Annotated in this window: 22 protein-coding genes; 10 read left to right on the forward strand and 12 right to left on the reverse strand. The window is 68.6% G+C overall.

Annotated elements, in window-relative coordinates; genetic code table 11:
- Nucleotide 1: 1 nt before the first annotated feature.
- A complete protein-coding gene (locus tag IR212_RS01410) occupies nt 2-706 on the reverse strand; it encodes an acyltransferase (protein WP_420488609.1) in 705 nt (234 codons plus the stop codon).
- Here IR212_RS01410 and IR212_RS01415 point away from each other — a divergent pair.
- The 4 genes from IR212_RS01415 to IR212_RS01430 all read left to right on the forward strand — a co-directional run bounded on the left by IR212_RS01415 (nt 681) and on the right by IR212_RS01430 (nt 5,094).
- Nucleotides 681-1,538, forward strand: coding sequence for a hypothetical protein (locus tag IR212_RS01415; RefSeq protein ID WP_194397267.1), 858 nt, complete (start codon nt 681-683; stop codon nt 1,536-1,538). The two genes, IR212_RS01410 and IR212_RS01415, sit on opposite strands and share 26 nt — an antisense overlap.
- A 64-nt stretch (nt 1,539-1,602) precedes the next feature.
- Complete coding sequence (locus IR212_RS01420) at nt 1,603-3,162, forward strand: glycosyltransferase family 39 protein (protein WP_194397268.1); 1,560 nt, start codon at nt 1,603-1,605, stop codon at nt 3,160-3,162.
- Nucleotides 3,159-4,073: a hypothetical protein gene (locus IR212_RS01425; RefSeq protein ID WP_194397269.1), complete on the forward strand. Its 915-nt coding sequence runs from the start codon at nt 3,159-3,161 to the stop codon at nt 4,071-4,073. Before IR212_RS01420 ends, IR212_RS01425 begins: the two co-directional genes overlap by 4 nt.
- A 106-nt stretch (nt 4,074-4,179) precedes the next feature.
- Nucleotides 4,180-5,094 carry a glycosyltransferase family 2 protein gene (locus IR212_RS01430; RefSeq protein ID WP_194397270.1) on the forward strand — a complete coding sequence of 305 codons (915 nt, stop codon included), beginning with the start codon at nt 4,180-4,182 and terminating at the stop codon, nt 5,092-5,094.
- On the opposite strand, the gene IR212_RS01435 is transcribed toward IR212_RS01430, so the two are convergent.
- Entirely contained in the window at nt 5,079-6,287 is a 1,209-nt protein-coding gene (locus IR212_RS01435) for an ABC transporter ATP-binding protein (RefSeq protein ID WP_228479421.1), read from the reverse strand. The two genes, IR212_RS01430 and IR212_RS01435, sit on opposite strands and share 16 nt — an antisense overlap.
- Nucleotides 6,288-6,494: 207 nt before the next feature.
- On the opposite strand from IR212_RS01435, the gene IR212_RS01440 reads away from it, so the two are divergent.
- Together IR212_RS01440 and IR212_RS01445 are read left to right on the forward strand one after the other, a co-directional pair.
- A complete protein-coding gene (locus tag IR212_RS01440; RefSeq protein ID WP_194397271.1) occupies nt 6,495-7,142 on the forward strand; it encodes a hypothetical protein in 648 nt (215 codons plus the stop codon).
- Between the two features lie 62 nt (nt 7,143-7,204).
- Nucleotides 7,205-8,236, forward strand: coding sequence for a MauE/DoxX family redox-associated membrane protein (locus IR212_RS01445; protein ID WP_194397272.1), 1,032 nt, complete (start codon nt 7,205-7,207; stop codon nt 8,234-8,236).
- Here IR212_RS01445 and IR212_RS01450 read toward each other — a convergent pair.
- From IR212_RS01450 to IR212_RS01480, 7 genes are all read right to left on the reverse strand, one after another.
- A complete protein-coding gene (locus IR212_RS01450; RefSeq protein WP_194397273.1) occupies nt 8,233-9,327 on the reverse strand; it encodes a P-loop NTPase family protein in 1,095 nt (364 codons plus the stop codon). The genes IR212_RS01445 and IR212_RS01450 overlap by 4 nt on opposite strands.
- A 17-nt stretch (nt 9,328-9,344) precedes the next feature.
- Complete coding sequence (locus tag IR212_RS01455; RefSeq protein WP_194397274.1) at nt 9,345-10,163, reverse strand: ABC transporter permease; 819 nt, start codon at nt 10,161-10,163, stop codon at nt 9,345-9,347.
- 70 nt (nt 10,164-10,233) lie between these two features.
- Nucleotides 10,234-11,352, reverse strand: coding sequence for a glycosyltransferase (locus tag IR212_RS01460; protein ID WP_194397275.1), 1,119 nt, complete (start codon nt 11,350-11,352; stop codon nt 10,234-10,236).
- Nucleotides 11,349-12,398 carry a glycosyltransferase family 4 protein gene (locus tag IR212_RS01465; protein ID WP_194397276.1) on the reverse strand — a complete coding sequence of 350 codons (1,050 nt, stop codon included), beginning with the start codon at nt 12,396-12,398 and terminating at the stop codon, nt 11,349-11,351. The genes IR212_RS01460 and IR212_RS01465 overlap by 4 nt, the downstream gene beginning before the upstream one ends.
- The gene (locus IR212_RS01470; RefSeq protein WP_194397277.1) at nt 12,395-13,591 is read right to left on the reverse strand and encodes a glycosyltransferase family 4 protein; all 1,197 of its coding nucleotides are present in this window, start codon (nt 13,589-13,591) and stop codon (nt 12,395-12,397) included. Before IR212_RS01470 ends, IR212_RS01465 begins: the two co-directional genes overlap by 4 nt.
- Nucleotides 13,592-13,707: 116 nt before the next feature.
- Entirely contained in the window at nt 13,708-14,739 is a 1,032-nt protein-coding gene (locus tag IR212_RS01475) for a heparan-alpha-glucosaminide N-acetyltransferase domain-containing protein (RefSeq protein ID WP_194397278.1), read from the reverse strand.
- 88 nt (nt 14,740-14,827) lie between these two features.
- Nucleotides 14,828-16,861: a glycosyltransferase gene (locus IR212_RS01480; RefSeq protein WP_337907614.1), complete on the reverse strand. Its 2,034-nt coding sequence runs from the start codon at nt 16,859-16,861 to the stop codon at nt 14,828-14,830.
- A gap of 84 nt (nt 16,862-16,945) precedes the next feature.
- Here IR212_RS01480 and IR212_RS01485 point away from each other — a divergent pair, with 84 nt between their 5' ends.
- The 3 genes from IR212_RS01485 to IR212_RS01495 all read left to right on the forward strand — a co-directional run bounded on the left by IR212_RS01485 (nt 16,946) and on the right by IR212_RS01495 (nt 19,603).
- Nucleotides 16,946-18,097, forward strand: coding sequence for a glycosyltransferase family 4 protein (locus IR212_RS01485; RefSeq protein ID WP_194397280.1), 1,152 nt, complete (start codon nt 16,946-16,948; stop codon nt 18,095-18,097).
- A complete protein-coding gene (locus IR212_RS01490; RefSeq protein WP_194397281.1) occupies nt 18,094-18,729 on the forward strand; it encodes an arsenate reductase/protein-tyrosine-phosphatase family protein in 636 nt (211 codons plus the stop codon). The genes IR212_RS01485 and IR212_RS01490 overlap by 4 nt, the downstream gene beginning before the upstream one ends.
- Before the next feature lie 139 nt (nt 18,730-18,868).
- Nucleotides 18,869-19,603 (forward strand): hypothetical protein, encoded by a 735-nt coding sequence (locus tag IR212_RS01495; protein ID WP_194397282.1) that lies wholly within the window; start codon nt 18,869-18,871, stop codon nt 19,601-19,603.
- 46 nt (nt 19,604-19,649) lie between these two features.
- Here the strand turns inward: IR212_RS01495 and IR212_RS01500 are convergent, their stop codons facing one another.
- Both IR212_RS01500 and IR212_RS01505 read right to left on the reverse strand, forming a co-directional pair.
- Nucleotides 19,650-19,880: a helix-turn-helix domain-containing protein gene (locus tag IR212_RS01500; RefSeq protein WP_194397283.1), complete on the reverse strand. Its 231-nt coding sequence runs from the start codon at nt 19,878-19,880 to the stop codon at nt 19,650-19,652.
- The gene (locus IR212_RS01505; protein ID WP_194397284.1) at nt 19,877-20,494 is read right to left on the reverse strand and encodes a DUF2975 domain-containing protein; all 618 of its coding nucleotides are present in this window, start codon (nt 20,492-20,494) and stop codon (nt 19,877-19,879) included. The genes IR212_RS01500 and IR212_RS01505 overlap by 4 nt, the downstream gene beginning before the upstream one ends.
- 202 nt (nt 20,495-20,696) lie before the next feature.
- Between IR212_RS01505 and IR212_RS01510 the strand changes: the two genes are divergently transcribed.
- Nucleotides 20,697-23,222 carry an ATP-dependent Clp protease ATP-binding subunit gene (locus IR212_RS01510; protein ID WP_194397285.1) on the forward strand — a complete coding sequence of 842 codons (2,526 nt, stop codon included), beginning with the start codon at nt 20,697-20,699 and terminating at the stop codon, nt 23,220-23,222.
- Between the two features lie 61 nt (nt 23,223-23,283).
- On the opposite strand, the gene IR212_RS01515 is transcribed toward IR212_RS01510, so the two are convergent.
- The gene (locus IR212_RS01515; RefSeq protein ID WP_194397286.1) at nt 23,284-23,886 is read right to left on the reverse strand and encodes a hypothetical protein; all 603 of its coding nucleotides are present in this window, start codon (nt 23,884-23,886) and stop codon (nt 23,284-23,286) included.
- Nucleotides 23,887-24,003: the final 117 nt, after the last annotated feature.

Below are 24,003 nucleotides of genomic sequence, written 5' to 3' on the forward strand. Positions count from 1 at the left end.
TTCAGACGAATCGCTTGGCGTACCCCAGCCGGTACGTCAGGTCACGCGAGCGATGGCGGATGAAGCGAGCGGGATTCCCGCCGACGAGGGCGAACGGCTCGACGTCCTTGGTCACGACGGACCCGGCAGCCACGACGGCTCCTCGCCCGATCGTCACTCCGGGCAGCACGATGGAATGGCTGGACACCCACGCGTAGTCTTCGACGATCACGGGCGCACCGACCTCTGCGAAGTCTGCCGAGTCGACGTCGTGCTGTCGCGTGTATACGGTCACATGGCTGCCGAAGTTGACGCAGTCGCCGATCGTGAGACCGCTTCGTCCGTCGAGGAACGCGGAATCTCCGATGGTGCAGTACCGGCCGATGCGAATCGACTCGGGCGCATAGAACTCGGCGCGCCAATGGATGCTCGACGTCGGGTGCATCTGCAGTCCGGCTCGGCGGTAGAAGTACCCGCGCACGCGGTGCGACGGGAAGTATCCAAGGTCGGCGAGGAGGCGAAGGCGGAGGTCACCCCACACATCGCGCCATCTCCCGACGGCGGACCGCACGGGTGTCGGGGCGATCGCTTTGATCGTCTGGCGAACACTCGACATAGAGACCCCCTTTCGAACCTCGGCACCGATCGGTGGACTCGAATCTAGTTGAATGGAACCGGTGCGAACAGCAGAGGGGGCTGCCATGACCAGGCGCATCGGCGCGTACATCCTCCCCGCCGACGTCGTCTGGCTCGAGAAGACGCTCGGGCGCTACTACGGTCTGGTCGATGTGATCGTCGTGCCAGTACCCGTCGACGGCCGCGGCTGGACCGGCGCGCCGATCCCCGTCGACGCGGCGCTCGCCGTGATCGATCGGGTCGACGAGCGACGGATCGCGCGCCGTCTCGAAGGCCGGTGGACAGACGAGGCCAACCCGATGCGGGCCGACACAGCGCAGCGTCAGGCAGCGCTTGACGCGCTCGCCGACGAGGTGGACTGGGTGATCCAGCTCGACAACGACGAGCTCCTCCCCGACACCGCCGCGCTACTGGGAGCGATCGATGAGGCGGAACGTCGGGGCCTAGACGCGGTGGAGTGGCCGATGCGGGTGCTGTATCGTCGCACGACGCGACGCGTGTGGGAGGTCGTGGGGTCCCGCCTCGAGCCACGCTACGACTTCCCTGGTGCAGTCGCCGTGCGTCCCAAGGTCCGCCTCACCGACGCCCGTCGGGTGGAAGGGTCGTTCCTCCGGCCTGTTGTTCGCGGCGACAGTTCCTCGCTGCAGCTCACCCGCCCGGCCGAGGACGGCGAGCATCGCTGGATCAGCCTTCCGCCGGAGGCAGCGGTGATACACAACTCCTGGGCGCGGCGGCCACATGAGATTCGCCAGAAGACCCGGTCGTGGGGGCACGCCAACGGGTGGCGGGGAACCCTCTACTATTTCGCCGTCTGGCTCCCGGTGCCGCTCACCTGGCGATGGCTGCGCGATGTGCACCCGTTCGCGCGCGGCCTGTGGCCGCGGTTGCAGCCTCGCCCTCTCTCGCCACCAGAGCGCGACTGACGGCCGGCACTTAGACTCCCCCCGTGGAGCCCGCACGATGACAGGCACCCGGATACCGTCGCCGATGCCTACGCTGACGACGCCGGTTCGTGGGCGTCGCGAGCTCGTCGCGATGGCCGCTGTCGTCGTCGCGTTCGCCTGCGCGGTGCGCCTCGCGTGGCTGGACCGGCAGAGCTACTGGGTGGATGAACAGTGGTCCGTGGGTGTCGCATCTCTACCCCTCGCGGATTCGCTGCACACGATCAAGACGGAGGTCCACCCGCCGGTCTATCAGCTGTTGTTGTGGGCTTGGGTGCATCTCGGCGGGACCGACGCCGCATGGACGCGCGCCCTCAGCACCGCGTTCGGCTTGCTGGGCGTGTTCCTCGCATACTGGCTGTTGCGGAGAAGTGAGCTCGACCTGCGACTGCGGCTTCTCATCGTGGCCGGCAGCGCCGCAGCAGGCATGGCCATCGTCTACGCGCAGGAGGCGCGTTCCTATTCCCTCCTCTGGTGCTGTGCTCTGGCGGTTACAGCTCTCACGATCAGACTGACGGCCGCCTGTCCTCACCAGCCTCAGCGCGGGCTGGTGGCGGGGTGGGTTCTGTGGGGCGCGGCGTTGTCGGCCACGCATCTCTTCGGCGCTCTGCTGCTGGTCGTCGCCGGAGCTGTGGCCCTGGGGTGGCGGCGGCTCCGACCGAGCCTCATCACCGCCATGACTGGTCTCGCCGTGGCGCCTCAACTCCTCTGGCAGATCTGGGGAGTCTTCACCCCGCAGTTCGGCGGTGCCACCAGCTGGATCCCGCGGCCCGCGTCAGGCGAACTGGCAGAGCTTGCGACCACTCTGTTCTCGGTCGACGGTCTGGAGATGACCGATGGCGGGTTCGCGTGGAGGTCGTGGGCGGGTGTCGTCTTCTGCGCCGTGGTCGCTACGATCCTCTGGTCTCTCTCGTATCGAGGGGGCGCGCCGTCCGCCGTCGACGTCGGCCCGCGGTCCTCGGCTCGAGACGCTGCGACGACGCTGCTACTGATCGCCATCGTGGTCACCGTCCTCGCCTGGACGGTCTCGCAGTTCGTCCACGTCTGGACGCTTCGCAACCTGATCGTGATCCTCCCCGCCGCTACGTGGGGCGTCATCGCGGCTCTGTTCGCCGTTGCGGCGCGCGCTCGCCTCGAGTCGGTTTTCACGGCATTTCTTCTCGCGTGCCTGGCTGCGAATCTCGGGTGGGTCGCCGCGAACCTACAGGCGCCGTACAAGACCGATTTCGACGCGGTGTCCCGGTACCTGGACGCCGAGCGGCGGGCCGACCCTGACGCACTGTTCGTGGGCAACTTCACGCCGAACTGGTTGCTGTCGAGCGGGCTGCCGACTGATCGGCGCTACCGCGAATGGCTGATGTCGCCGTCGGTGCAACGGGATGCTGCCGATCTTGCAACGCTCGAGACCCGCCCGGGCGTGACGGTGTACACCTACTGGGTCGGAAGCGGGGACGGGGTCGAAGATGCGGCTGAAGTGTTGCTGAGCCAAGCGTCGAGCCATGCTGAATGCGAGAGGCTACCGATCTTCGGCCTGGTAGTCGTTCGCTGCGAGTCTCCGCACGTTCCTGGGTACGATCAGGTGCCTACCGAGGGAGATCGGAATTGAACGTCGAGCCAGTCGAGTTTGTTGTGAACTGCTTCGAGCGCAACATCGTCCAAGTGACCCGTCCGGGGGCTCTGGAAGCCGCAGTGGCACAGCACCGATATCCTTTCGCCCTACGCACCCTGCTCGTGAACAACGTTGCGGATCGCCCCCTCGCCGCCCGTCTGGCTCAGGCGGCCGTCGATCGCGGCGAGATCGACCGGTTCGCGTTCGTTGAGGATCACCTGGACCGCGCGCTGAGAGTTACAGGGCTTCGGAGGTCGGATTTCGGCCGCTATCTTCATTGGTCAGATTGCTGCCTGGTTGCACTCACGCTCGATGGGCCGGAACTGTTGTGCTACGTGGACGTGGATCTCGCACTGCGCGGCGATGGCAGCTGGGTCTCCGCGAGCCTCGCTGCGTTCAAGACCGACTCCAGGCTCTGCGTCGCAAACCCGAATTGGCGAATGGCAGACGGCGCTACGTCGGTGGCGGAGGAATCTGACGAATCAGCCGAGGGCATATTCATCGGCTACGGATTCACGGATCAGGTCTTCCTGTGTCGGCGGTCGGATTTCTGCCGGCCACTGATGAACCGTTGGCTCCCGCTGGTGCTCTCCTCGCCTGCATCAGCGCGGTACTTCGGATGGCAGGCGCCACGGCACAACACGCTCTTCTTCGAGCAGATCGTCGACGCATTCATGCGGCGGAAGAGGATGATGCGCCTGACCTTGACCGGATGGGAGTTCGAGCCGATTCCGCTGAGCTCGTACCCGGCGCGTGGCTTGGTCGAACGGGCAGCAGGTCGTTTCAACGGCGTCGCGCTCCGCATCATTCGGTGGGGTCGACGTAGGTTCGGGTGGACGGATCCACGACTGCGCGTGTCTGGTCTTCTCGACTCTGCGTTCGCTGTCTCTGGCGCTCAGCAGACATGACGTCTGGTCCGTCGGTTAGGCGCCCGACGCTCGATGCCCCATCGGGCGTACGCTCAGGCGAGCTCGGAAGGCGGGGCGGTGTGCTCCGCGAATCGAGGTGTTCTCGATGCACGTCGCGATCGTCCTGAATTGGCATGGACGAGCTGACACGCTGGAGTGTGTGCGATCCATCCTGGACGGGGATGCCGACACCGAGGTCCTCGTGGTCGACAACGGCTCGTTCGACGGGGTGGTGGAAACCCTGGCGGGGACACCACGCGTGAGTACGTTGCAGCTCCTGCGCAACCTCGGGTTCTCCGGAGGCATGAACCGCGGTATCGAGTGGGCCCTCGGACACGGCGCGGACACGATCACGATTCTCAACAACGACACCGTCGTGCCACCTGGCGCGCTGCCTCGCCTCGCCTCGCTCGCGGCCGACGCCATCGCGGTCAGTCCAACCGTCTTCTATAGGGACGACCCCGGCCGCATCTGGTTCGGCGGCGGCACCCTCGACATGCCCGACGGCTACCCGCATCACACCGCCCAGGCCGACTTGGCGTCCTGTGTGAACGGTGTTCGGGTGACCGACGTGCTCGCCGGATGCTGCATCACGGCGTCGGCTCCGACCTGGCGGGCTGTCGGGCTCTTCGACGAACGATTCTTCCTCAACTTCGAGGACTCGGAGTGGAGTTTGCGCGCGCGGTCTCGCGGCATCCGTCTGCTCGTCGCTTGCGACGTGCGTATCCTCCACGCCGTATCGGCATCGTTCACCGGGGCCGCGGCGACGCTGGGAAGCTTCTACTTCCTCCGCAACGGGCTGCTCTTCTCAAAGCTCGCGGGTGCCGGCCCCGCGGCGCGGGTGCGCTTCCTGCGTCGTTTCGGTCTGGCGGGGCTGCGCCGGCGTTCGTGGCGTGGCCGAAGCCGTGGACTCGTCGTCGCGGGCTGGGCGGCCGCCTGCTACCTGACGCGACGATTCGGCGAAGCGCCTGGGGCGTTGCGTCGGCGCGTCACTCGCTGGGCCTCTCAGCCGACCGTGTAGGTGAAGTCGCTGAGAACCGCGCCGCCGGCAGTCGCCTCGGGGTCGGAGAACTCGGGATAAGGCAGGTCGGGAAGGATCTCGAATGAGGCGGCCGCCTCCCAGGCGTCGAGGATGCCCGCACGGCACACGAACACGTCGACGGAGTAGCGCCCCGGCCGCAGCCACAGACCGTCAATAGAAAGGCTCAGGCGCTGAGGGCGCGCCGGATCCAGCCAGACATCATGCACCCTGGAGTCGCATTGTGCGAGGACGACGCCGTTCGCATCGTTCACGTGCGCCGAGACGTAGTACGGGCGGCCGCCCGCCGAACCCGCGGCGACCTCGATCTGCACCATCTTGGTATCGGCCACGTGGAAAGTACCGTCGGTGGTGACCGCCGCCGCCCGCACTTCCCCCGATCCCGGGCGGCGGGATGCCTCGACCTGAGCGGTCGCGAAGTCATCGAACGACTCGCGATAACGCGCCATGACGTCCGCAACGGCGCCCTGCGCTACAAGGCGCCCGGACTGCAGGAACATCGCCGAGGTGCACAGGTTGAGCACCGTCTGCATCTGGTGGCTCACGTACAGCACCGTCCGGCCGTCCCTCGCGGCATCCCTCAGCTTCGCCAGCGACTTCCGTTGGAACTCGGCGTCGCCCACGGCGAGCACCTCGTCGATCGCCAAGATCTCGGTGTCGAGGTGCGCGGCGACGGCGAACGCGAGGCGCACGTACATGCCCGACGAGTAGCGCTTGACGGGCGTGTCGAGGAACTTCTCCACACCTGCGAAGTCCACGATCTGGTCGAAGCGGCGGATGATCTCGCGGCGCCGCATGCCCAGCAGTGTGCCGTTGAGGAAGATGTTCTCGCGACCGGTCAATTCGGGGTGAAAGCCCGTTCCCACCTCGAGCAGACTTCCGACGCGGCCGCGCAGCTCGATGCGGCCCGTGGTGGGAGCCGTGATCCGGGTCAGCAGCTTGAGGAGCGTGGACTTGCCGGCCCCGTTGCGACCGATGATGCCGACCGCCTCGCCCGCGGGAACCTCGAAATCCAGTGCGTGAAGGGCGTCGAACAGCTCCACGTCCGTGCGGCGGAAGGGCCGTTTCGCGAACTCGACGATGGCCTCGCTGGCACGGTTCGGGCGGCTGCGGTGGCTGATCCGATACGTCTTGGAGACGTTGGAGGCGATGATCGCGGCGGTGCCGTGCGTCACGTGGCCCTCAGCTTTCAGGTCGACGAGATGACGGGTGTGTTCGCCTGGGGAATTACGGTATCATCGCCAGCATCGCCGTCAGTGGCGCGCTGGGGTATTCGATTCTTGGGGCATCGAATCGTCTGGGTCATATCACACTGTCCCGTACAGCCATAGAATGTCGTCCGCCGCGAACAGTCGTTGCGGCAGACTCTGGGGAGGGTCGCGATGAGCGAATTCAACGAGCAGGAAAAGTCGGGCGGCGTCAGCCGACGGACTGTCACCAAGGCGATGGCGTGGGCGGTTCCCGCGATCGCGATCGCAGCGCCGGTACCGGCGTTCGCCGGGGCGAGTCAGGGCACGATCCAGCTCACGGGTCAGAACTGCAAGCTGCCGGGCAACTCTGTCGGCGCCTTCTCCGACGGCGCGGTGTTCCTCATGACGATCACGAATACCACGGCTCAGCCGGTCACCATCTCGATCACCAGCGTCGTGCGTGGCAGCGCGACGCAGAGCGGCGCCCAGGTCAACGTCGTCAAGGTCGGCCCCGGAAACCAGACCGGGTGTTGCACCCTTCTCAGCACGACCTTCACGGTCGGCGCGAACTCGTCGGGCACCTATGCCCTGGTCACGAGCGACTGGGGCAACAGCGCCAGCAACGACGTGTCGGTGAACTACACCCTGCAGGTGGGTGCGAATCCTGCCGTGCCGCAGCCGCCTGCCACAGGCACCGCAGGCGGCCTTCCGCCTATGGGATTCAACAACACGTCATGCGGCCAGAACACCGGAAGCTGCACGTTCAGCGAGGCCCGTCAGAGGTGCATCCTCGACGCCTTCCCCGAGTTCACCTGCACGCCGGCGTGCACCAACTCGTGAAGTCGTGTCCGTCCGTTTTTCACTTCCGGCTGCGCGGGTGCGCGTCGCCGTAGCATCGACGCATGCCTGACGCACTCCTGGCGGCGTTCCCCCTTGTGCTGGCAGCCGTACTCATCGCCAGCGGTGTCAGCAAGCTGAGAAACCCCGAAGACCTGCAGGGCTGGGCCGACCTGGGCGTGCCCCGTGGCCTTCGGCGCGAATGGCTCCTCCGGTTCCATCCTGCGGGGGAGATCGTCCTCGGTGTCGCGCTGGCTGTGCTGGGCGGCATCCTCGGACTGCTCGCCGCGCTCGCGGCGGTGGGCCTCATGAGCGCCTACACCTGGCTGGTGGTGCGGGCCGTCTCGCGTGACGAGGACACCAGCTGCGCGTGCTTCGGCGTCCGGAAGAAGGTGACGCGCGTCACCGTGGTGCGCAATGCGTGGCTCACGGCGATCGCCGTCGCCGCCGCGTTCAGCATCTGGACCGCTCCGACTCTGGGCGGCGTTCTGGTCGCGGGCTGGCCTGTGGTGCCCGCCCTGGCGCTGGCTGCCGTCACAACGGCGCTGGTGATGTGGCCTGACGATGCGCCGCAGTTCGCACGCGACAGCGGACCCATGGCCGATGCGGCTCAGAGTCCTCGGTCCGAGAGTGCCGACGAAAGCGACGAACTGGATTACATCCGCACGCGGACACCCGCTGTCTCGGTGACGCTCGCCGACGGGACGGCTACCGATCTGCGGGCGCTCACCGAACTGCGGCCAGTCCTTCTCCTCCTGGTCTCGCCGACATGCGGATGGTGCGAACCGATCGTCGCCCAGCGTCAGGCGTGGCGCGAGCTGCTTCCGGAGGTCGACGTGCGGCTGCTGCTCACCGATCCGCCCGAGTCGAGCCCGTGGACCGAGACCGATGAACCGCAGTCGCTCCATGACACCGGCGGTCGTGTCGCAGCGTCGCTCGCCGACTTCATCCCGTCGCCGAGTGCGGTGCTGCTCGGCGCCGACGGTCTGCTTGCCGGTGGGCCGGTGGTCGGCGACGCCATCAAGTCCTTCATCGACGACATCTACGAGAGCTTGCACGGCGTTCGGCCGCCGGTTCCAGCTTCGGGTAAGGCTTAAGCGCGAATCATCAGCCCCGCGTCGACGAGCTCTGCGAGCGATGCCCGGACGAGGCTCGCCGCGTCCACGCCGTCGGGGTGTCCGTGAACGCTGATGGCCATGCCGACGAGCGCGGTCACGGGCGTCGGCTGCGCCGTCGCGTGCCAGAGCGAGGGTGCGATCCCATCGAGAACGACGACGCGGGTGGATGCCTCGTGGTCTCGCACGAGGAGCGCCAGGCGACCGTCTTCCAGCGCGAGCCAGTCCAGCGCCTCGACACGACGATAGGAGGAAGCAGCGAGCGGACGGGAAACGACGGCGACAGCAGCCGGCTCTACCGGGCCGGCCACGGGCCCGGGCGGTGTGGGCTCCCGCGCCCCCAGCTCTTGCACAACCGCCACGAGGCTCTCGGCGTCGCTGTAGACGACACGCTGCACGCCGCCGACCGACTCCACGTGCGAGGCGATCACATGCAGTGGCGCGGGCAGCGTCCCGAGAAAGCTGCTCTGCTCGGCGAGGGCTGTGATGCCCTCCGCGAGGTCGACTCGCTCGGAACGCGGCGTCGTCGCGGAGTCATCCCGCTCCAGCAGCACAAGGGCGGCCAGCCGCAACGGCATGGTCGGAAGCGGCAGAAGGTTCAGCTCGGTCGGACTCCGCTGGACCTTCAGGACCTGGTCATCCTCCATCAGCGACAGCGGCTTCCGGTACGGATGCACCGTGCCGTCCGCAGCGATGCCGACGGATTCATCGGAAACATAGCCGAAGCGGGTCCCGAGAATGCGCGAAGCGGTCGTCTTCCCACGTCCGGACGGGCCGACGAGCGCGACGACCCTGCCGTCTGCGGTCGCGAGTCCGGCGGCGTGCAGCATGAGAAGTTCCCCAGCTCGTGCTTCCAGTGCCGCGAGCGTCACCTCCGTCGACAGCGCCGAGAGCATCGACCGCGTCGGAAGAGAGCCATGCGCTGGGACAGTCGCGGCCGTGTCGACAGCGGCGCGCTCCACAACGCCGTCGCGCCAGGCGGCCTGCGTCGCCGCCCACGCTTCGTCGGACAGGGCTGAGCCGTCGATGCGCACCACCGTACCGAGGGCATCGACGGACAGGGTGCGGGTCACTGCGACAGCCTAAGGGCTCAGATGAGGTCGGCGAACACCCGTTCGTATCGCTGGAAGATCGCCGCGCCGACGAAGAGCACCAGAACGGCCACGACGACCGATCCGACCAGTTGCCAGACGGGTGGTGCGGTCGTTCCGAGCGTGGACCAGCGGAAGCCGTCGAGCATCCAGGCGAGGGGATTGGCGAGGAACAGTGGCTGGAGGGCCGGCGGGATCGCATCCGTCGCGTATGCGACCGGCGTCGCGAACAACGCCACCTGCAGGATCCACGGCAGCACGTACTGGACGTCCCGGTACTTGACCATCCACGCGGACGCCGCGAGCCCTGCACCGACGGCCGTCGCAGTGATGATCAGGACCCAGATCGGAACGAGCAGCACCGGCCAGCCAGGGTTCACCGTGAATGCGAACAGTAGGACGACGCCGAAACCGAAACCCACTGCGAAGTCCAGCAGCGTCGGGCCTGCCGCGGACAACGGAACCAGCATGCGGGGGAAGAACACTTTCGAGACCAGCGCCTGATTGGCCACCATCGACGACGCGGAACGGGAGAGCGTGCTGGCGAAAAGGGTCCACGCGAGCATGCTCATGTACGAGAACAAGAAGTACGGAACGCCGCCGGTGGGCAGCTGCGCGACAGCGCCGAACACGATCGCGAAGATGCCGGCAGCTGCCAGCGGCTGCAACAGCACCCACGCGACTCCGATGAAAGTCTGCCGGTAGCGGAGCACGACGTCACGCTGAGCGAAACGCAGGGCGACCTCACGCGCATCCCACAACTCCCGCCACGGCGGCAGCGCCAACCGGCCGGGAGGCGTGATGACGGTCGGGCGCACGTGTTGATGGTACCGGGGGATGTCGTTAGAGTGCCGCGAGGCGTGGTCGTGCCTCACCGCGACCGGGCTGTCAGGAGGCGTGCACCCGGGTGAGCACGCCCCGCATGGCTGCGGCGCGGTCATCCCACCCGGCGACCGCTACGTCGGTCCCGTCGGGAAAGCTTGTGGCGGCGGGCACCAGCTCCGCGACTGCGGCAGGGAACCCGGATGCCGCAACCACACGGACGCGCGGATCGTCTGCGTCGCGGAAGCCGGCGACCGGGGTCGAGACGACTGGACGGCCGACGGCCGCGTATTCGTAGAGCTTGATCGGGTCGAGACTGTCGGTGAACGGCGAGACGACGTGCGGGACGACGAGCGCGTCGGCGTGCTGCAGGTATGCGATCACGTCTTCGTGTGGACGCGGGCCGAGCAAGACGACGCCGGCGGCGCTGAGGCGGGTCGTCGCGGCGGAAGTCAGCGCGTTGGGGCCGACGAGCACGAGTGATGCGCGGAGCGACAGGGCTGCTGCGGTTCGCACGCAGAGGTCGAGGTCGAGCCGGTCGGTGTGCAGGGTGCCGACGTAGACCGCCGCAGCTGCCGGCAGGTCGCGGGGGCGAGGTTTCTTTGCGCGGTAGGCAGCGACGTCGACCGCGTTCGGGATCAGGTGGATCGCCCCGCGCCGCGCGCCGGACTTGCGTCGCATGAGCTCCGGTGAGCAGACCACCACCTCCCGCGCGTGCCGCAGCAGCCAGTTCTCGTCGGCGCGGATGCGATCGATCTCGGCGGACGGGCGATCCGCGGCCACCCAGTCGTCGGTGACGTCGTAGAGCGTCGGCCAGCCCGTGAGGCGGGCGAGCGGGGCCGCGCTCGGATCGTTCAACCACAGCACAGCCTCCGAGAACCCGGCGCGCCGCGTCGCCTCGAGCACGCTGCGCGCGAGGCGCTCATCGGCGCGAGCATCGATTGATCTGGGCAGGAGCTTCACCGGCCGGAACCGCAAGAGACGGCCGTCGAAGCCCGACTCCTCGGTGAGGCGCTGCCCGCGCCGCGGCAGTCGGCGCGACACGACGTCGTGCAGCGGGTCTGCCGCCGGCTCGACGAACAGCACGCGGAGGGCCGGATCCGTGTGAAGCAGCCGGGACACCAGATGCTGGTTGCGCCGCCATACGTCGTCCCATGCCTCAAGGGACACGACCACGAGGTTCACCCGCGAGCCCTTCTCATGCGTCCGGCGATCGCCGCTCGATATACCGCGTCGGTACGGGCGGCCTGAGCCGCAAGTGAGAACTCCGCCCGCTGACGGGACTGCCCCGCCGAGCCGAGCGCTGCGCGCCCCCCGTCGTCGTCGGCGAGTTCCCGCAGGTTCCGTGCCGCGGCATCCGTGTCCTCCGGGGAGTACAGCGCGCGAGGATCGAGACCCTCCAGGATCTCGTGGTGCCCGCCGGCGTCCGCGGCAATCACGGGAGTTCCCATCGACATCGCTTCGAGGACGGCCAGACCGAGTCCTTCGGCCGTGCAGGGGGCGAGAAGCATCCCTGCGCTTCGCATGAGGAGCGGAACGTCGTCGCGGAAGCCGAGGAAGCGGACTGTCACCCCGAGCTCTGCGGCGAGCGACTGGAGGGCAACACGCTCGGCACCGTCCCCGGCGATCTCGAGCATCCACCCACGATCCTGCAGGTGTGAAGCCGCGAAGGCGCGCAGGCCGAGATCGGTGCGCTTCTCCGCCTCCAGCCGTTGAACCATGAGAACAGTGCGCGCGCGAGGGAGGGGCGCGTTGCCATCATCCTGCACACCGGCGTGCACGACCGTACTCGGTCGGCCCAGAGAGGCTGCGACGGCATGACTGATGGCGATCTCGGCATCGATCCGGTCGCCGATCACTCGGTCGAACGGAATGCGCGTACCGCGGCCACGGACGCCGACGAAGTGTCTCGTCGACACGATCGCGGGAGGGCGGCGGTAGCCGGCGAGCGCAGCCACCGCCGCGACGTCGGCTGCTGTCATGTGGGTGTTGACGACGTCCGCGTCATGCGCCTCGCGGATCGCCCGACATGTCGTGATCGTGCGCGCGGCAGGGGTGAACGCGATGCCGTGGGCGGCGAGGGTGCGCTCCATCCGCTGGGCAGCCCCGCCGATGACGCGAACCTCATGACCGTCCAGCGCCTGCCGGGTCGCCAGCCGCAACACGAACTGCTCAACTCCGGCGAAGGCGCCGGAGCGTGTGGCGTGGACGATGCGCAGGCGGTCGGTCATCGGCGCCGGGGTTCCTTGGTGCCGGGGCCACCGCGTCCGACGGAAGGGGCGCTGCTCGCCGCTTCCGCCGCCCTCTCCGCCTCGATCTCGCGGGCCAGCTCCAGATACTGCTCGGCCACTGCACGCCAGGAGTAGCCGGTCACGCTCGCCCGTGCACGTGCGGCGAACGCGCCGCTGGGGTGTGCAGCCAGGCGTTCGAGTCGATCGCCGATCTGTTCCGCGTCACGGTCGACCAGGTAGCCGTTCTCCCCGTCGACGACGACCTCCGGCGCGACTCCTACCCGTGTCGCGACGAGCGGGAGTCCGGAGGCGAGCGCTTCGAGGAAGACGAGCCCGCTCGATTCGTAGACGCTCGGCAGCACGAACATGTCGGCTGCGGCGTAATACGCCTTCAGGCCGTGCTGCTCGCCGAGCAGGAGGACGCGGTCTGCCACGCCGAGCTTCTGAGCCAGGCGTCGGGAGTCGTCGACCATCTTGCGCGCGCCTCCGACGACGAGAAGAAGCACGGTGGGGGCATGCGTGAGCGCCTCGATGGCGAGGGGAAGGCCCTTCCGATCGAACTCATGGCCGACGAAGAGGGCGACCCGGTCCTCCTCGTCCAACTCGAACACTCGACGGGCTTCGGCCCTTTCGTCGCTTGTCGGGGGTCGGTACTCATCCAGGTCGACCCCGTTGGAGATGATCCTCACCGGCGGACCGACGCGCCCGTACGAGGAGACGAGTGTCTGCTCTTCGGCTGCCGTCAGCACGACGATGCGGCGGTGAGCGTGCCCACGGTAACGCTTGCGGTCGCGAAAGTGCACATATATCCGGGAGGGATCCTTGAGCAGCCTCAGGCCCGCCCGGCCACGGGCCCGCATCGCCGCGAACAGCACGCCGTGATTGACGTACACGTCGCCGATCGTGACGTTGCTGTGGACGATCGACACCGCATCCGGTCGCTCGGCGAGAAAATCTCTCGCTCGTCGCGTGCCCTCCGTCGACATCCACACTACGCGCCACGAGGACGCGAGCCGGGCGGTGCGCCTGCCCCGGACCGCGATCGGTTCCCGCTCGCCGGCGCGCGCCTGCGTGTAGGTGTAAGCCTCGACGTCGGCGCCGAGGCTGCGCAGCGCGCGATCGAGATTCCACGCCACTCCCGCGACGCCTGAGCCCGGTCGCATGAAGGGGACGATCTGCACGATGCGGGTCATGTGCGCCCTCTTCATCTCGATCCGGGCTCGGTGCCCTCAGCCTAGCTGCGCCGTCGCCACGCAACGCGGTGACCTGAGATCCATGGTCAGCGGTAGCTGATCGAGTCCGCCCCTACTCATCTCTGCCGATGGGGGCCCGCGGAGGCCGCACCGCGGCTCGCACGTGGCCGTTTCGGACGTCCCGTCACCCAACCGAGCAGCCACTCGACCGGCCCCGTGCCCACGAAGCGCCACCAGGCCCAACCGACCAGGACCACGAGCGGCACCGTGAGCACCCACCCCAAGAGGATGGTGTCAACGGGGAGGCCGAGGCTGCCCGCCCATACCGCGATGATCCCGACGTGCAGGAGGTAGAGGCTGAGGGCGACCTCGCCACAGGCGCGGATCGGCACGAAAAGACCATCGATCACCCGGCGTGGACGGGGGCGCGTGACTGTCGCGAGCCAGACCACTGCCACGTACGTCGCGAAGACCAGACCCACGTCATGAAGCGTGTCGGGATAACTGCCCGAAACTTCGGGCCAGCCGAGCATCCGCTCCCCGAGCGGGCGCACGAGGTAGGTGATCGGAGCGGCGACCAGCATCCACTGCAGCCATCGGTCCCGACGGAAGCCGTGACGCAGGAGGAGCGCCCCGAAGAGAAAGAAAGGGAGCAGATTCGTGAGGCGGTACGACGTGCCGAGCGCCGCCCACGTCGCAAGCTGCTGTGTCGCCCAGTGCCACTCGGGGCTCGTGGACGCGAGCCCGCGAGCCCAGGCGTTCAGCGGTGCGCTCACGATGACGGCGAAGATCGTGGCCATGACGAGCCAGCCGGTTCGCAACTTCAGCAACGGCACGCCGACGATCAGCAGGAGTCCGAGGTAGGCCAGGATGATCACGACCCACGAGCCCCATGTAGCCATCCACAGCCCCAGGACGATCAAGGCGAGCCCGCGGAGCCATTGCTGACCGAGCGTCGGCCACCAGCGCGGCGCCCGATCCCAGACGATCTGCGCGGACATCCCCATCACCAGTGCGAACAGAGGTGAGGCCAGGTCGTTCACGTTGGCGACGACGAAGACCATCGACGCGCTCGCATCCGGGAAGAAGAGCATGGCGTGGGCCAGCAGCATCGCGATGATCGCGACGCCGCGAAGGACGTCCGGCACGACCAAGCGCCCCGCAGGCGCAGGAGGAGCGGTGATCACGGACCCCACCAGGGCCGCGACGCGCGCCGTGAAGAGTCGTGGCGCGCACTCATCGCGAGGACAGCCTGCGCTCGACTCGCACGGGCCCCAGCCGGTACAGGGCCGCGCGGCGCCTGGCCTCGCGTGCTCGATCTCTGTCCAGCATGATGGCGCGAGCCATCGCGCCGAACCACACGCCGGCGCGCGTCACCTGCCACCCCACGGTACCGAAGTGCTTGCGGAAATAGCGTTCCTGGGAGGCGTGGAACTGTGCTTCGCGGAGTCGGGCGTCGTTGCTGGTCGCCGCGCCCTCGTGCACCGCGGCGACGTCCGTCACGACTGCGTGGCGCCAGTCGAGGCGATGCGCACGGTAGGCCCAGTCCGTCTCCTCCGCGTAGAGGAAGAACCTCTCGTCGAGCCCGCCGAGCTGCGACAGCGCCTCGGCGCGAAGCATCAGCACTGCTCCGATGACGTACGAGCCACCGCGTTGGTAGGCGCCCAGTCCGAGAGCCTCCAGCCAGGAGTTCAGGGGCGAAGGGAACGGCCACGCGACGCGGGCTCGTCGGCCCGCGGCATCCGTCTGCTCCGGCGCGACGCTTGCGAGGCGCGGATCGGCCCGTAGCGATGCCTGCAGCTCGGCGATCCTCGCCGGCTCGATGCGGGCATCGGGATTGAGCAGCAGCACGTCGGCATCGGGGAGGAGCCGGTTCGCCAGCCCGTGGTTCACACCGGCGGCGAAGCCGCCGTTGCGGCCTGGGTCGAGATAGCGGACTCCGAGTCGCGCGCACAGGTCGGCGATCTCGGCTGACGACGAGTTGTCCACGACGGTCACCGGCAGAGCAGCGACCGGCTCGAGCGCTTGGCGCAGGAGGCCGGGTGCTCCGTAAGCGACGACGATGATCTCGACATCCCGCGGAGCGCCGTCGACGTCGTGGAGAACGGACCGGTACAGGTCCAGGTACTCATCGGCGACCGACTCCCACGAGCACTCGGCGGCACGCTCGAGCCCGAGGGCACGCAACTCCGCTGCGCGAGCAGTGCCTGCTTCGATGAGGGCCGCTGCAAGACCGGGGACATCAGGATCCGCCGGATCGAGCGGCACGACGATGCCCGCGCCTCCCACGACGTCGGGCAGGGCGCCCGCGGCGCTCGAGACCACCGGCGTTCCGCACGCCATCGCCTCGACGGCGACCCTGCCGAACTGCTCGGTCCACGTGGCTGTCGGGAGGGATGGCACCGCGAGGACATCGAGCGATCGATAGAAGGCCGGCGCATCGGAAGGCTGTATTCCGCCCAGCATCTCGACGCGGGCGTCCAGTCCTCGGCTGCTGATCTGACGGTCCAGCTCGTCCTGAAGGGGCCCGCCGCCGGCGATGCGCAGGCGGAGACCCGGCTCGGCGGCGACCGCGTCGAGCAGCAGTCCGATCCCCTTCTCGGGCACCAGGCGCCCGAGGAAGCCGACGACGACGGGCGGGCGACCCGGGGCAGAAGGACTTTCACCCGCAGCCGTTGCGGCGGCCTCGGCATCTGCGCCCGACGGTCGAGGCGGCTCCGGAGTTGGGGCGAACTCATCGGTGTCTACGCCGAGCGGGATCGTGCGGGCGCGACCGTCGAATCCCTTGCGTTCGGCGATCCTTGCCGCGGCGGCATTGCAAGCAGACACCGCCGCCGCGCTGCGAAGCGCCGCACGCTCCAGCCAGCGGAAGGGGACCGGATACCTCTTGTCGAGATTCTGCGCCGTGTAAAGGAGGATCGGCGCACGGACGCCTGCCAGCCGGCGGAGCAGGCGCACTTCCGCAGTCGCCAGCGAGAAAGGCTCCTCGTGGATGTCAACGACATCCCATCCCCGGCGAAGCGAGCGCAGGATCGGCCGCGGCTCGTAGAGGAACAGCGCAGGGTGGGTCCCCCACGTCCGCACGGGCGTGACCTTCTCGCCGGGGCGAGGGTGAGGGGTCACCGGGACACCCCCTTCGACCCAGCGCGCGGCGCAGATCACGTCGACATCGACTCCGCGGGCGGCGAGGGCGCGTTCACGGCCGCGCCAGGCGTCCACCCCGGCGCTGTGCGAGATCCTGAGCACCCGCACCCGCCCACCCCCGTACACTCGACTGGCGAAACTCTATCGGGCGACGTGCCTCGCGGAATGAGGCCGACCAGCAGACCGGGAGGTCGAGTGGACGACCGAGGCTTGTCCGCGCGCATCCTCTTCCTGAGCCATTCGACCGTCGCCGGCGGTGCGGAACTCGCTCTCGTGAGGATCCTCAACGCCGGACCGCGCTGGAACGCGGTCGTGCTGCTCCCGCGGTCGCCGGCCGGACGCGGGGCATTCCGCGCCGTGACGAGCGTGCCGGTCATGTCCACCGGCGTCGGCCAGCGCTTCGGCGCGAGTACCGCCGGTGTGGTCCCGCAGATCGTCAACGCGGCGCGTCTCGTCATCCAGGCAGCGGCGACGCGCGTCCACCCCGCGTTCCGGTCGGCAGACATCGCGGTGGCCAACTCGACACGCGCGTCCGCGTACGGTGCGCTCGCGGCGATCACCTCCCGCACGCCGTTCGTCGTGCATGTGCGCGACCTTGCGGAGGCCGAGGCGCTCGGCGCCGCGGGAGCAGCGATCATGCGCCGCCTGGTCCTCCCGCGAGCCGATGGAGTGATCGCCGACACCCAGCGCGCGCTCAGTGCAGCGCAGCCATACATCCGGTCCGGCACGTCGAGGGCTGTGATCCCCAGCGCATCGGCACTCGTCCGACGCGAGGCGCGTGCACGTCGGAGCGGCCCCACCGTGGTGGGCATGCTCGCGCGCATCGATCCTTGGAAAGGGCAGGAGCTGCTGCTGGATGCGTTCGCGCGCGCGTTCCCCGACGGGGACGAGCGCCTGGAGTTCGCCGGCGGAGCGCCGTTCGGGCACGACGGCTTCGCCGCGCACCTGCGCCATCGCGCGGAGGAGCTGGGTGTCGGGCCTCGTGTCACCCTCCTCGGTCACGTCGATGACGTCGATGCGGTCCTCCACCGCTGGGACATCGCCGTGCAGGCTTCGCTGCGCCCCGAGCCCTTGGGGCAGAACGTCCTCCAGTACCTCGCTGCGGGGTGCGCGACGGTCGTCGCCGACGAAGGCGGCCCCGTCGAGTGGGTGCAGAACGGGGTGAACGGGCGGCGGTTCGCACCTCGGGATGCCGAGGCGCTGGCGAGCGAGCTGCGGGAGCTGGCGGCCGACCCCGCGCTGCGCCACGCCCTCGGCGTGGCCGCCATCCACACCCCGGGCTTGCGCACCGACGCAGAGATCGCCGCGGAGCACCGGCGCTTCTACGCCGACGTCCTATCGCAGACGCGGAGTCGACGGTGAGCGAGTCCTTCACGGTGCTCACCGTGTGCACCGGCAACCTCCACCGGTCCGCGCTCGCCGCCGAGCTCCTCGATACGTGGGCGGGCTGGTACCTGCCGTCCGACCTGCGAGCGGCCGTGATCGTCTCCAGCGCGGGCACGCACGCGCCCGTGGGCGAGCCGATGGGACCCCGGACGCGCCGCTTCGCCTCGAGCCTCGGTGCGGCAGAGCGCGGCCATCGCGCCCGCCTGCTCACCGATCCACTGGTCGCCGAGGCGGATCTCATCCTGGCGGCATCTCGCGCTCATCATGACGAGATCGTCCGGCGGGTGCCGCGAGCCATGCGGCGAACGTTCACCATCCGGGAGGCCGGCCGCCTCGCAACGCTGATCGGCGCTGGGCCTCCGGCATCCGTTGCCGACCTCATCGGCGTCGTCGCTTCGTGGGCCGAGCACCGCGCCGACGTCGCTGCGACCACTCTGGAAGACGAGGACATCATCGATCCGCAGGGCAAGGACGCCTCGGCGACGGAGGAGATGGTCCGCCAAGAGGTGCCCGCCCTGGTGGCGGTGGCGACCACGCTGTGGGGCATGCCGCGGGGGGATGCCGAGGCCTACGTCCGTGCCGCCGCCGATCCCGCATCCCTGCCCTGATGTGACCGTGCCCCGGGACGCCCTCCCCGGATCGTGACCTTCACGTGATCGGCGCGATGAGATTCCCGCGTGATCTGCGACACCATAGGGGTGACGGATGCTGCGGCAAGCGGCATCCGCGATCCTGAAGGAGGCTCGCATGCCCGTTCGCTCCCGCTCCCTGGTCGCCGGCCTCGGCATGGCGCTGCTGGCCGCGGGGCTGCTGACCGCGTGCGCGACCCCCGCCGGCGACAGCGGCTCGACGTCGGGGACGCCGTCCGAGACGGCGCCCGCCGGCAGCACCGAGATCGAGGTGGAGGCGGCCTGGCTCGACGGCGGGCGCATGATCGGCCTCGTCACCGAGGGGTCTTCGACCTGCGTGCCGACCGCCGGTGAGGTGGCCTACGACAACGGCGTGCTCGAGGTCGAGTTCATCGAGCCGCCTGCCGACACGGCCTGCACCCGCGACCTCGTGCCGCGCGTCACCGTGGTGGGCCTCCCGGAGGGCGTCGACACGACCCGTGAGCTCGAGGTGCGCGTGACCGGCGAGGGCTACCACGGTGAGGCCGATCTCGACCCGGTGCCCGGCCTCGACCAGAGCGGCGAGACGGACTACCTCCCGTCGGCCGGGTGGACCGACAAGGACGGCCAGTTCGTGATCCTCACCTGGGGCTCGTCGACCTGCGTGCCCGTGATCGAGAACGTCGAAGGGGCGGGCGCAGAGGTCACCGTCACGTTCGCGACGCCGCCGGCGGACCAGCCCTGCACGGCCGACATGGCCCCGCGCGGCGTCGTCGCGCAGGTCGAGGGCGTCGACGACGACGCCGAGGTGTTCGCCATCCTCACAGGCGGCGAGTTCGACAACGTGCGCGTCCCGATCATCGGCCACGAATGACGGCGGCGGAGAGCGGATGCCGCACCTCGCGGCATCCGCTCTCCGTTCAGTCCGCGCGCACGAGCAGCTCGCCGATCTCGCAGTCCAGCGCCCGGCAGATCGCCGACAGCGTGGAGTAGCGGATCGCCCGGGCGCGGTCGTTCTTGAGGATCGACAGGTTCACCACCGAGACGCCGACGAGCTCCGACAGACGGGTGAGCGTCATGCCCCGCTCGTGCAGCAGCTCGTCCAGCCGGCAGTGGACACCGCTCGGACCCTCGTCTTCGGCGGGGGTCATACCAGCAGCTCGGTCTCGCGCTGCAGCCGGGCGCCCACGGTGAACACGGTGGTCGCCATCGCGGCGACGAACGCGGCGAGGAACAGCGACGACACGTCCACGCTCATGAGCACGTTGTCGAACGTGCCGTCCGAGATCGAGCGGAACGCGTCGTTTGCGACCATGTTGCCGAAGAACGGCACCCCGGCGATCCCCACGAGCCACGCGACTCCGGCCGTGGCGATCAGGGCCGTGTTGCGCCGGCTGAACACGCGCCCGCGCAGCACCGAGACAGTGACAGCGATGAGGCATCCGACCACCGTCGCGATGGTCGCGACCGCGAGGACCTGCTCGATCACGAGGGCCCCCATCCCGGCGAGCGAGAGCGTGTCGGGCAGGAGGAGGGCGGTCTGCAGCTCCACCTCGCGCATGTCGCCGCCGGGGCCGATCGGCGCCTGGCCGATGGTCCCCGAGAACTCCCCGGGGATCTCGAATCGGCCGTTCACGGCATCGACGACGCGCGCGACGCTGCCGTAGACCGTCCAGCCGACGAGCACCACCCCCACGATGATGAAGAACCACATCGCCAGGGCATCGGCCCGGCTGAGCGTGCGGTCCCGAGCGGGACGGCTCATGACATCTCCTCACATATCGATAAACGTTGTTATCGAAAAACGATAACCGAACGGATGCCTCGGCGCAAGGCCTCCGTCACCGCCGTCGAGTCGTCGCTATGCCCACGGCGAACACGGCCATGCCGCAATGGCCCGCTGGCTACCCTCGATGTAAGGCGCAGTGGGACCTACCGACCCGAGGCGCCCCGGAGGAGTGAACGAGATGTTCGAGAGATTCACCGACCGTGCCCGTCGTGTGGTCGTCCTCGCCCAGGAAGAGGCGAAGATGCTCAATCACAACTACATCGGCACCGAGCACATCCTGCTCGGCCTCATCCACGAGGGCGAGGGCGTCGCCGCCAAGGCCCTCGAAAGCCTCGGCATCTCGCTCGACGCCGTGCGCGAGCAGGTGCAGGACATCATCGGCCAGGGCCAGCAGCAGCCGACCGGCCACATTCCCTTCACCCCGCGCGCCAAGAAGGTGCTCGAGCTCAGCCTCCGCGAGGCGCTGCAGCTCGGCCACAACTACATCGGCACCGAGCACATCCTGCTCGGCCTCATCCGCGAGGGCGAGGGCGTCGCCGCCCAGGTGCTCGTCAAGCTCGGCGCCGACCTCAACAAGGTGCGCCAGCAGGTCATCCAGCTGCTGTCGGGCTACCAGGGCAAGGAGCCCGCCGGCGTCGCCTCGGGCGCGGGCGAGCAGACCCAGGGCACGACGCAGGGTGGCTCGCAGGTGCTCGACCAGTTCGGCCGCAACCTCACGCAAGCCGCGCGCGACAACAAGCTCGACCCCGTGATCGGGCGCGAGAAGGAGATCGAGCGCGTCATGCAGATCCTGTCGCGCCGTTCCAAGAACAACCCCGTCCTGATCGGCGAGCCCGGTGTCGGAAAGACGGCGGTCGTCGAAGGCCTGGCGCAGGCCATCGTCAAGGGCGACGTGCCCGAGACGCTGAAGGACAAGCAGCTCTACTCGCTCGACCTCGGCTCGCTCATCGCCGGCTCCCGCTACCGCGGCGACTTCGAGGAGCGCCTGAAGAAGGTCACCAAGGAGATCCGCACGCGCGGCGACATCATCGTCTTCATCGACGAGATCCACACCCTCGTGGGTGCCGGTGCCGCCGAGGGCGCGATCGACGCCGCGTCGATCCTCAAGCCCCTCCTCGCCCGTGGCGAGCTGCAGACGATCGGTGCGACGACGCTCGACGAGTACCGCAAGCACTTCGAGAAGGATGCCGCCCTCGAGCGCCGCTTCCAGCCCATCCAGGTCGCCGAGCCGAGCCTGCCGCACGCGATCAACATCCTGAAGGGGCTGCGCGACCGCTACGAGGCGCACCACAAGGTGCAGATCACCGACGGCGCGATCGTGGCGGCGGCCAACCTCGCCGACCGCTACATCTCGGACCGCTTCCTGCCCGACAAGGCCATCGACCTGATCGACGAGGCCGGCGCCCGCCTGCGCCTGTCGATCCTGTCGTCGCCGCCCGAGCTGCGCGAGTTCGACGACAAGATCGCCAACGTCCGCCAGCAGAAGGAGCAGGCGTCGGAGGACCAGGACTTCGAGAAGGCCGCGTCGCTGCGCGACGAGGAGAAGTCGCTGCTCGCCGAGCGGCTGCGCCTCGAGAAGCAGTGGCGCTCGGGCGACGTCGCCTCCCACGCGGTGGTCGACGAGGGCCTCATCGCCGAGGTGCTCGCTCAGGCCACCGGCATCCCGGTCTTCAAGCTGACCGAGGAGGAGTCGAGCCGCCTGGTCTTCATGGAGAAGGCGCTGCACCAGCGCGTCATCGGCCAGGAGGAGGCGATCGCCGCCCTGTCGAAGACGATCCGCCGCCAGCGCGCCGGTCTCAAGGACCCCAAGCGTCCGTCGGGCTCGTTCATCTTCGCCGGCCCCACGGGTGTCGGAAAGACCGAGCTGGCCAAGGCCCTCGCCGAGTTCCTCTTCGACGACGAGCACGCGCTGATCTCGCTGGACATGTCGGAGTTCGGTGAGAAGCACACCGTCTCACGGCTGTTCGGTGCCCCTCCCGGCTTCGTCGGCTTCGAGGAGGGCGGCCAGCTCACCGAGAAGGTGCGCCGCAAGCCGTTCTCGGTCGTGCTCTTCGACGAGATCGAGAAGGCCCACCCCGACATCTTCAACTCGCTGCTGCAGATCCTCGAGGAAGGTCGCCTCACCGACGGTCAGGGCCGCGTCATCGACTTCAAGAACACGGTGATCATCATGACGACGAACCTCGGCTCGTCGGCGATCGCCGGAGGCCCGGTGGGCTTCCAGGTCGAGGGCGACACCGGCACCTCGTACGACCGGATGAAGGGCAAGGTCAACGAGGAGCTCAAGCGCAACTTCAAGCCCGAGTTCCTCAACCGCGTCGACGACATCATCGTCTTCCCGCAGCTGAACAAGGAGGAGCTGCGTCAGATCGTGGGTCTGTTCACCAAGCGTCTCGGCGAGCGCCTGCTCGACCGCGACATGACGGTGGAGCTGACGGATGCCGCGAAGGACAAGCTCATCGAGATCGGCTTCGATCCCGCACTCGGCGCCCGGCCGCTGCGCCGCGCGATGCAGCGCGAGGTCGAGGACCGCCTGTCGGAGAAGATCCTCCACGGCGAGCTCAACCCCGGCGACCACGTGAAGGTCGACGCCGAGAACGGGCAGTTCGTGTTCGAGCACGGCCCGCGCGGCGAGAAGGTCGCGGTCGGCGTCGTGCACAACGGCGAGATCACCGCGACGCCGGACCTCGCCGCGAACGCATAGCTCGTGAGTTCACGAGGGGACGGATGCTGCGGCATCCGTCCCCTCGCGTGTGTCCGGCGACCTACTCGTCGTGAACGGAGTGGCCGCCGCTGAGGTCGAGCGCGATCGGAGGGGCACCGACGGCGAGGTGGAAGCGGGCGAGCCCGGTCTCCACCGGCACCTCGAAGATCGCGAGAGCGTCCAGCGCGTGCCCCGCCGTAAGCTCCTCGTCGCTGAGCATCGACACCGTGGGCGCATAGCGCTCGCCGTCCGCACTGAGCGCGACACCCGCGGCGGGGAACTCCATCGGCGCGTCCCCGGCCCGAAGCAGCACCTCGACGGCGACGCGCTTGAACCCCTCGGGAACCGCATCCGACATCGCCATGGACATCGACGGCATCCCCGCCGCGGCGAACTTGTCAGGGTCGTCCGGATGCATGAGCCGCATCGGGTCGTCCATCACCCACGCGGCGTTCACGGTCGCCGTGCCGCCGTCGTACTCGATCGGAACGCCGACGGATGCCTCGGACGTGCGCAGCCAGAAGCCCCAGATCGCGATCGCCGCGATCAGTGAAGCCGACAGCGCCAGCACTGCCCACCACGCGACGGGGCTGCGGCGACGCGTGGTGTCGGCCGCCATGGCAGGCGTCACGGACGTGCGCCGCCGCGTCACAGTGTCGCCCATCGTCCCCCCAGACGTCGGCCGGTCGACCACCCTTACGGTGAGACTGCACATCTTAGGCCATTCATGAGCAATCTGTGCAGATCCTGAGGGCCGAAACTGTGAGAGCCCTTTCATCTT

Origin of the sequence: Microbacterium atlanticum (genome assembly GCF_015277815.1) — a bacterium.
GTDB lineage: Bacteria > Actinomycetota > Actinomycetes > Actinomycetales > Microbacteriaceae > Microbacterium > Microbacterium atlanticum.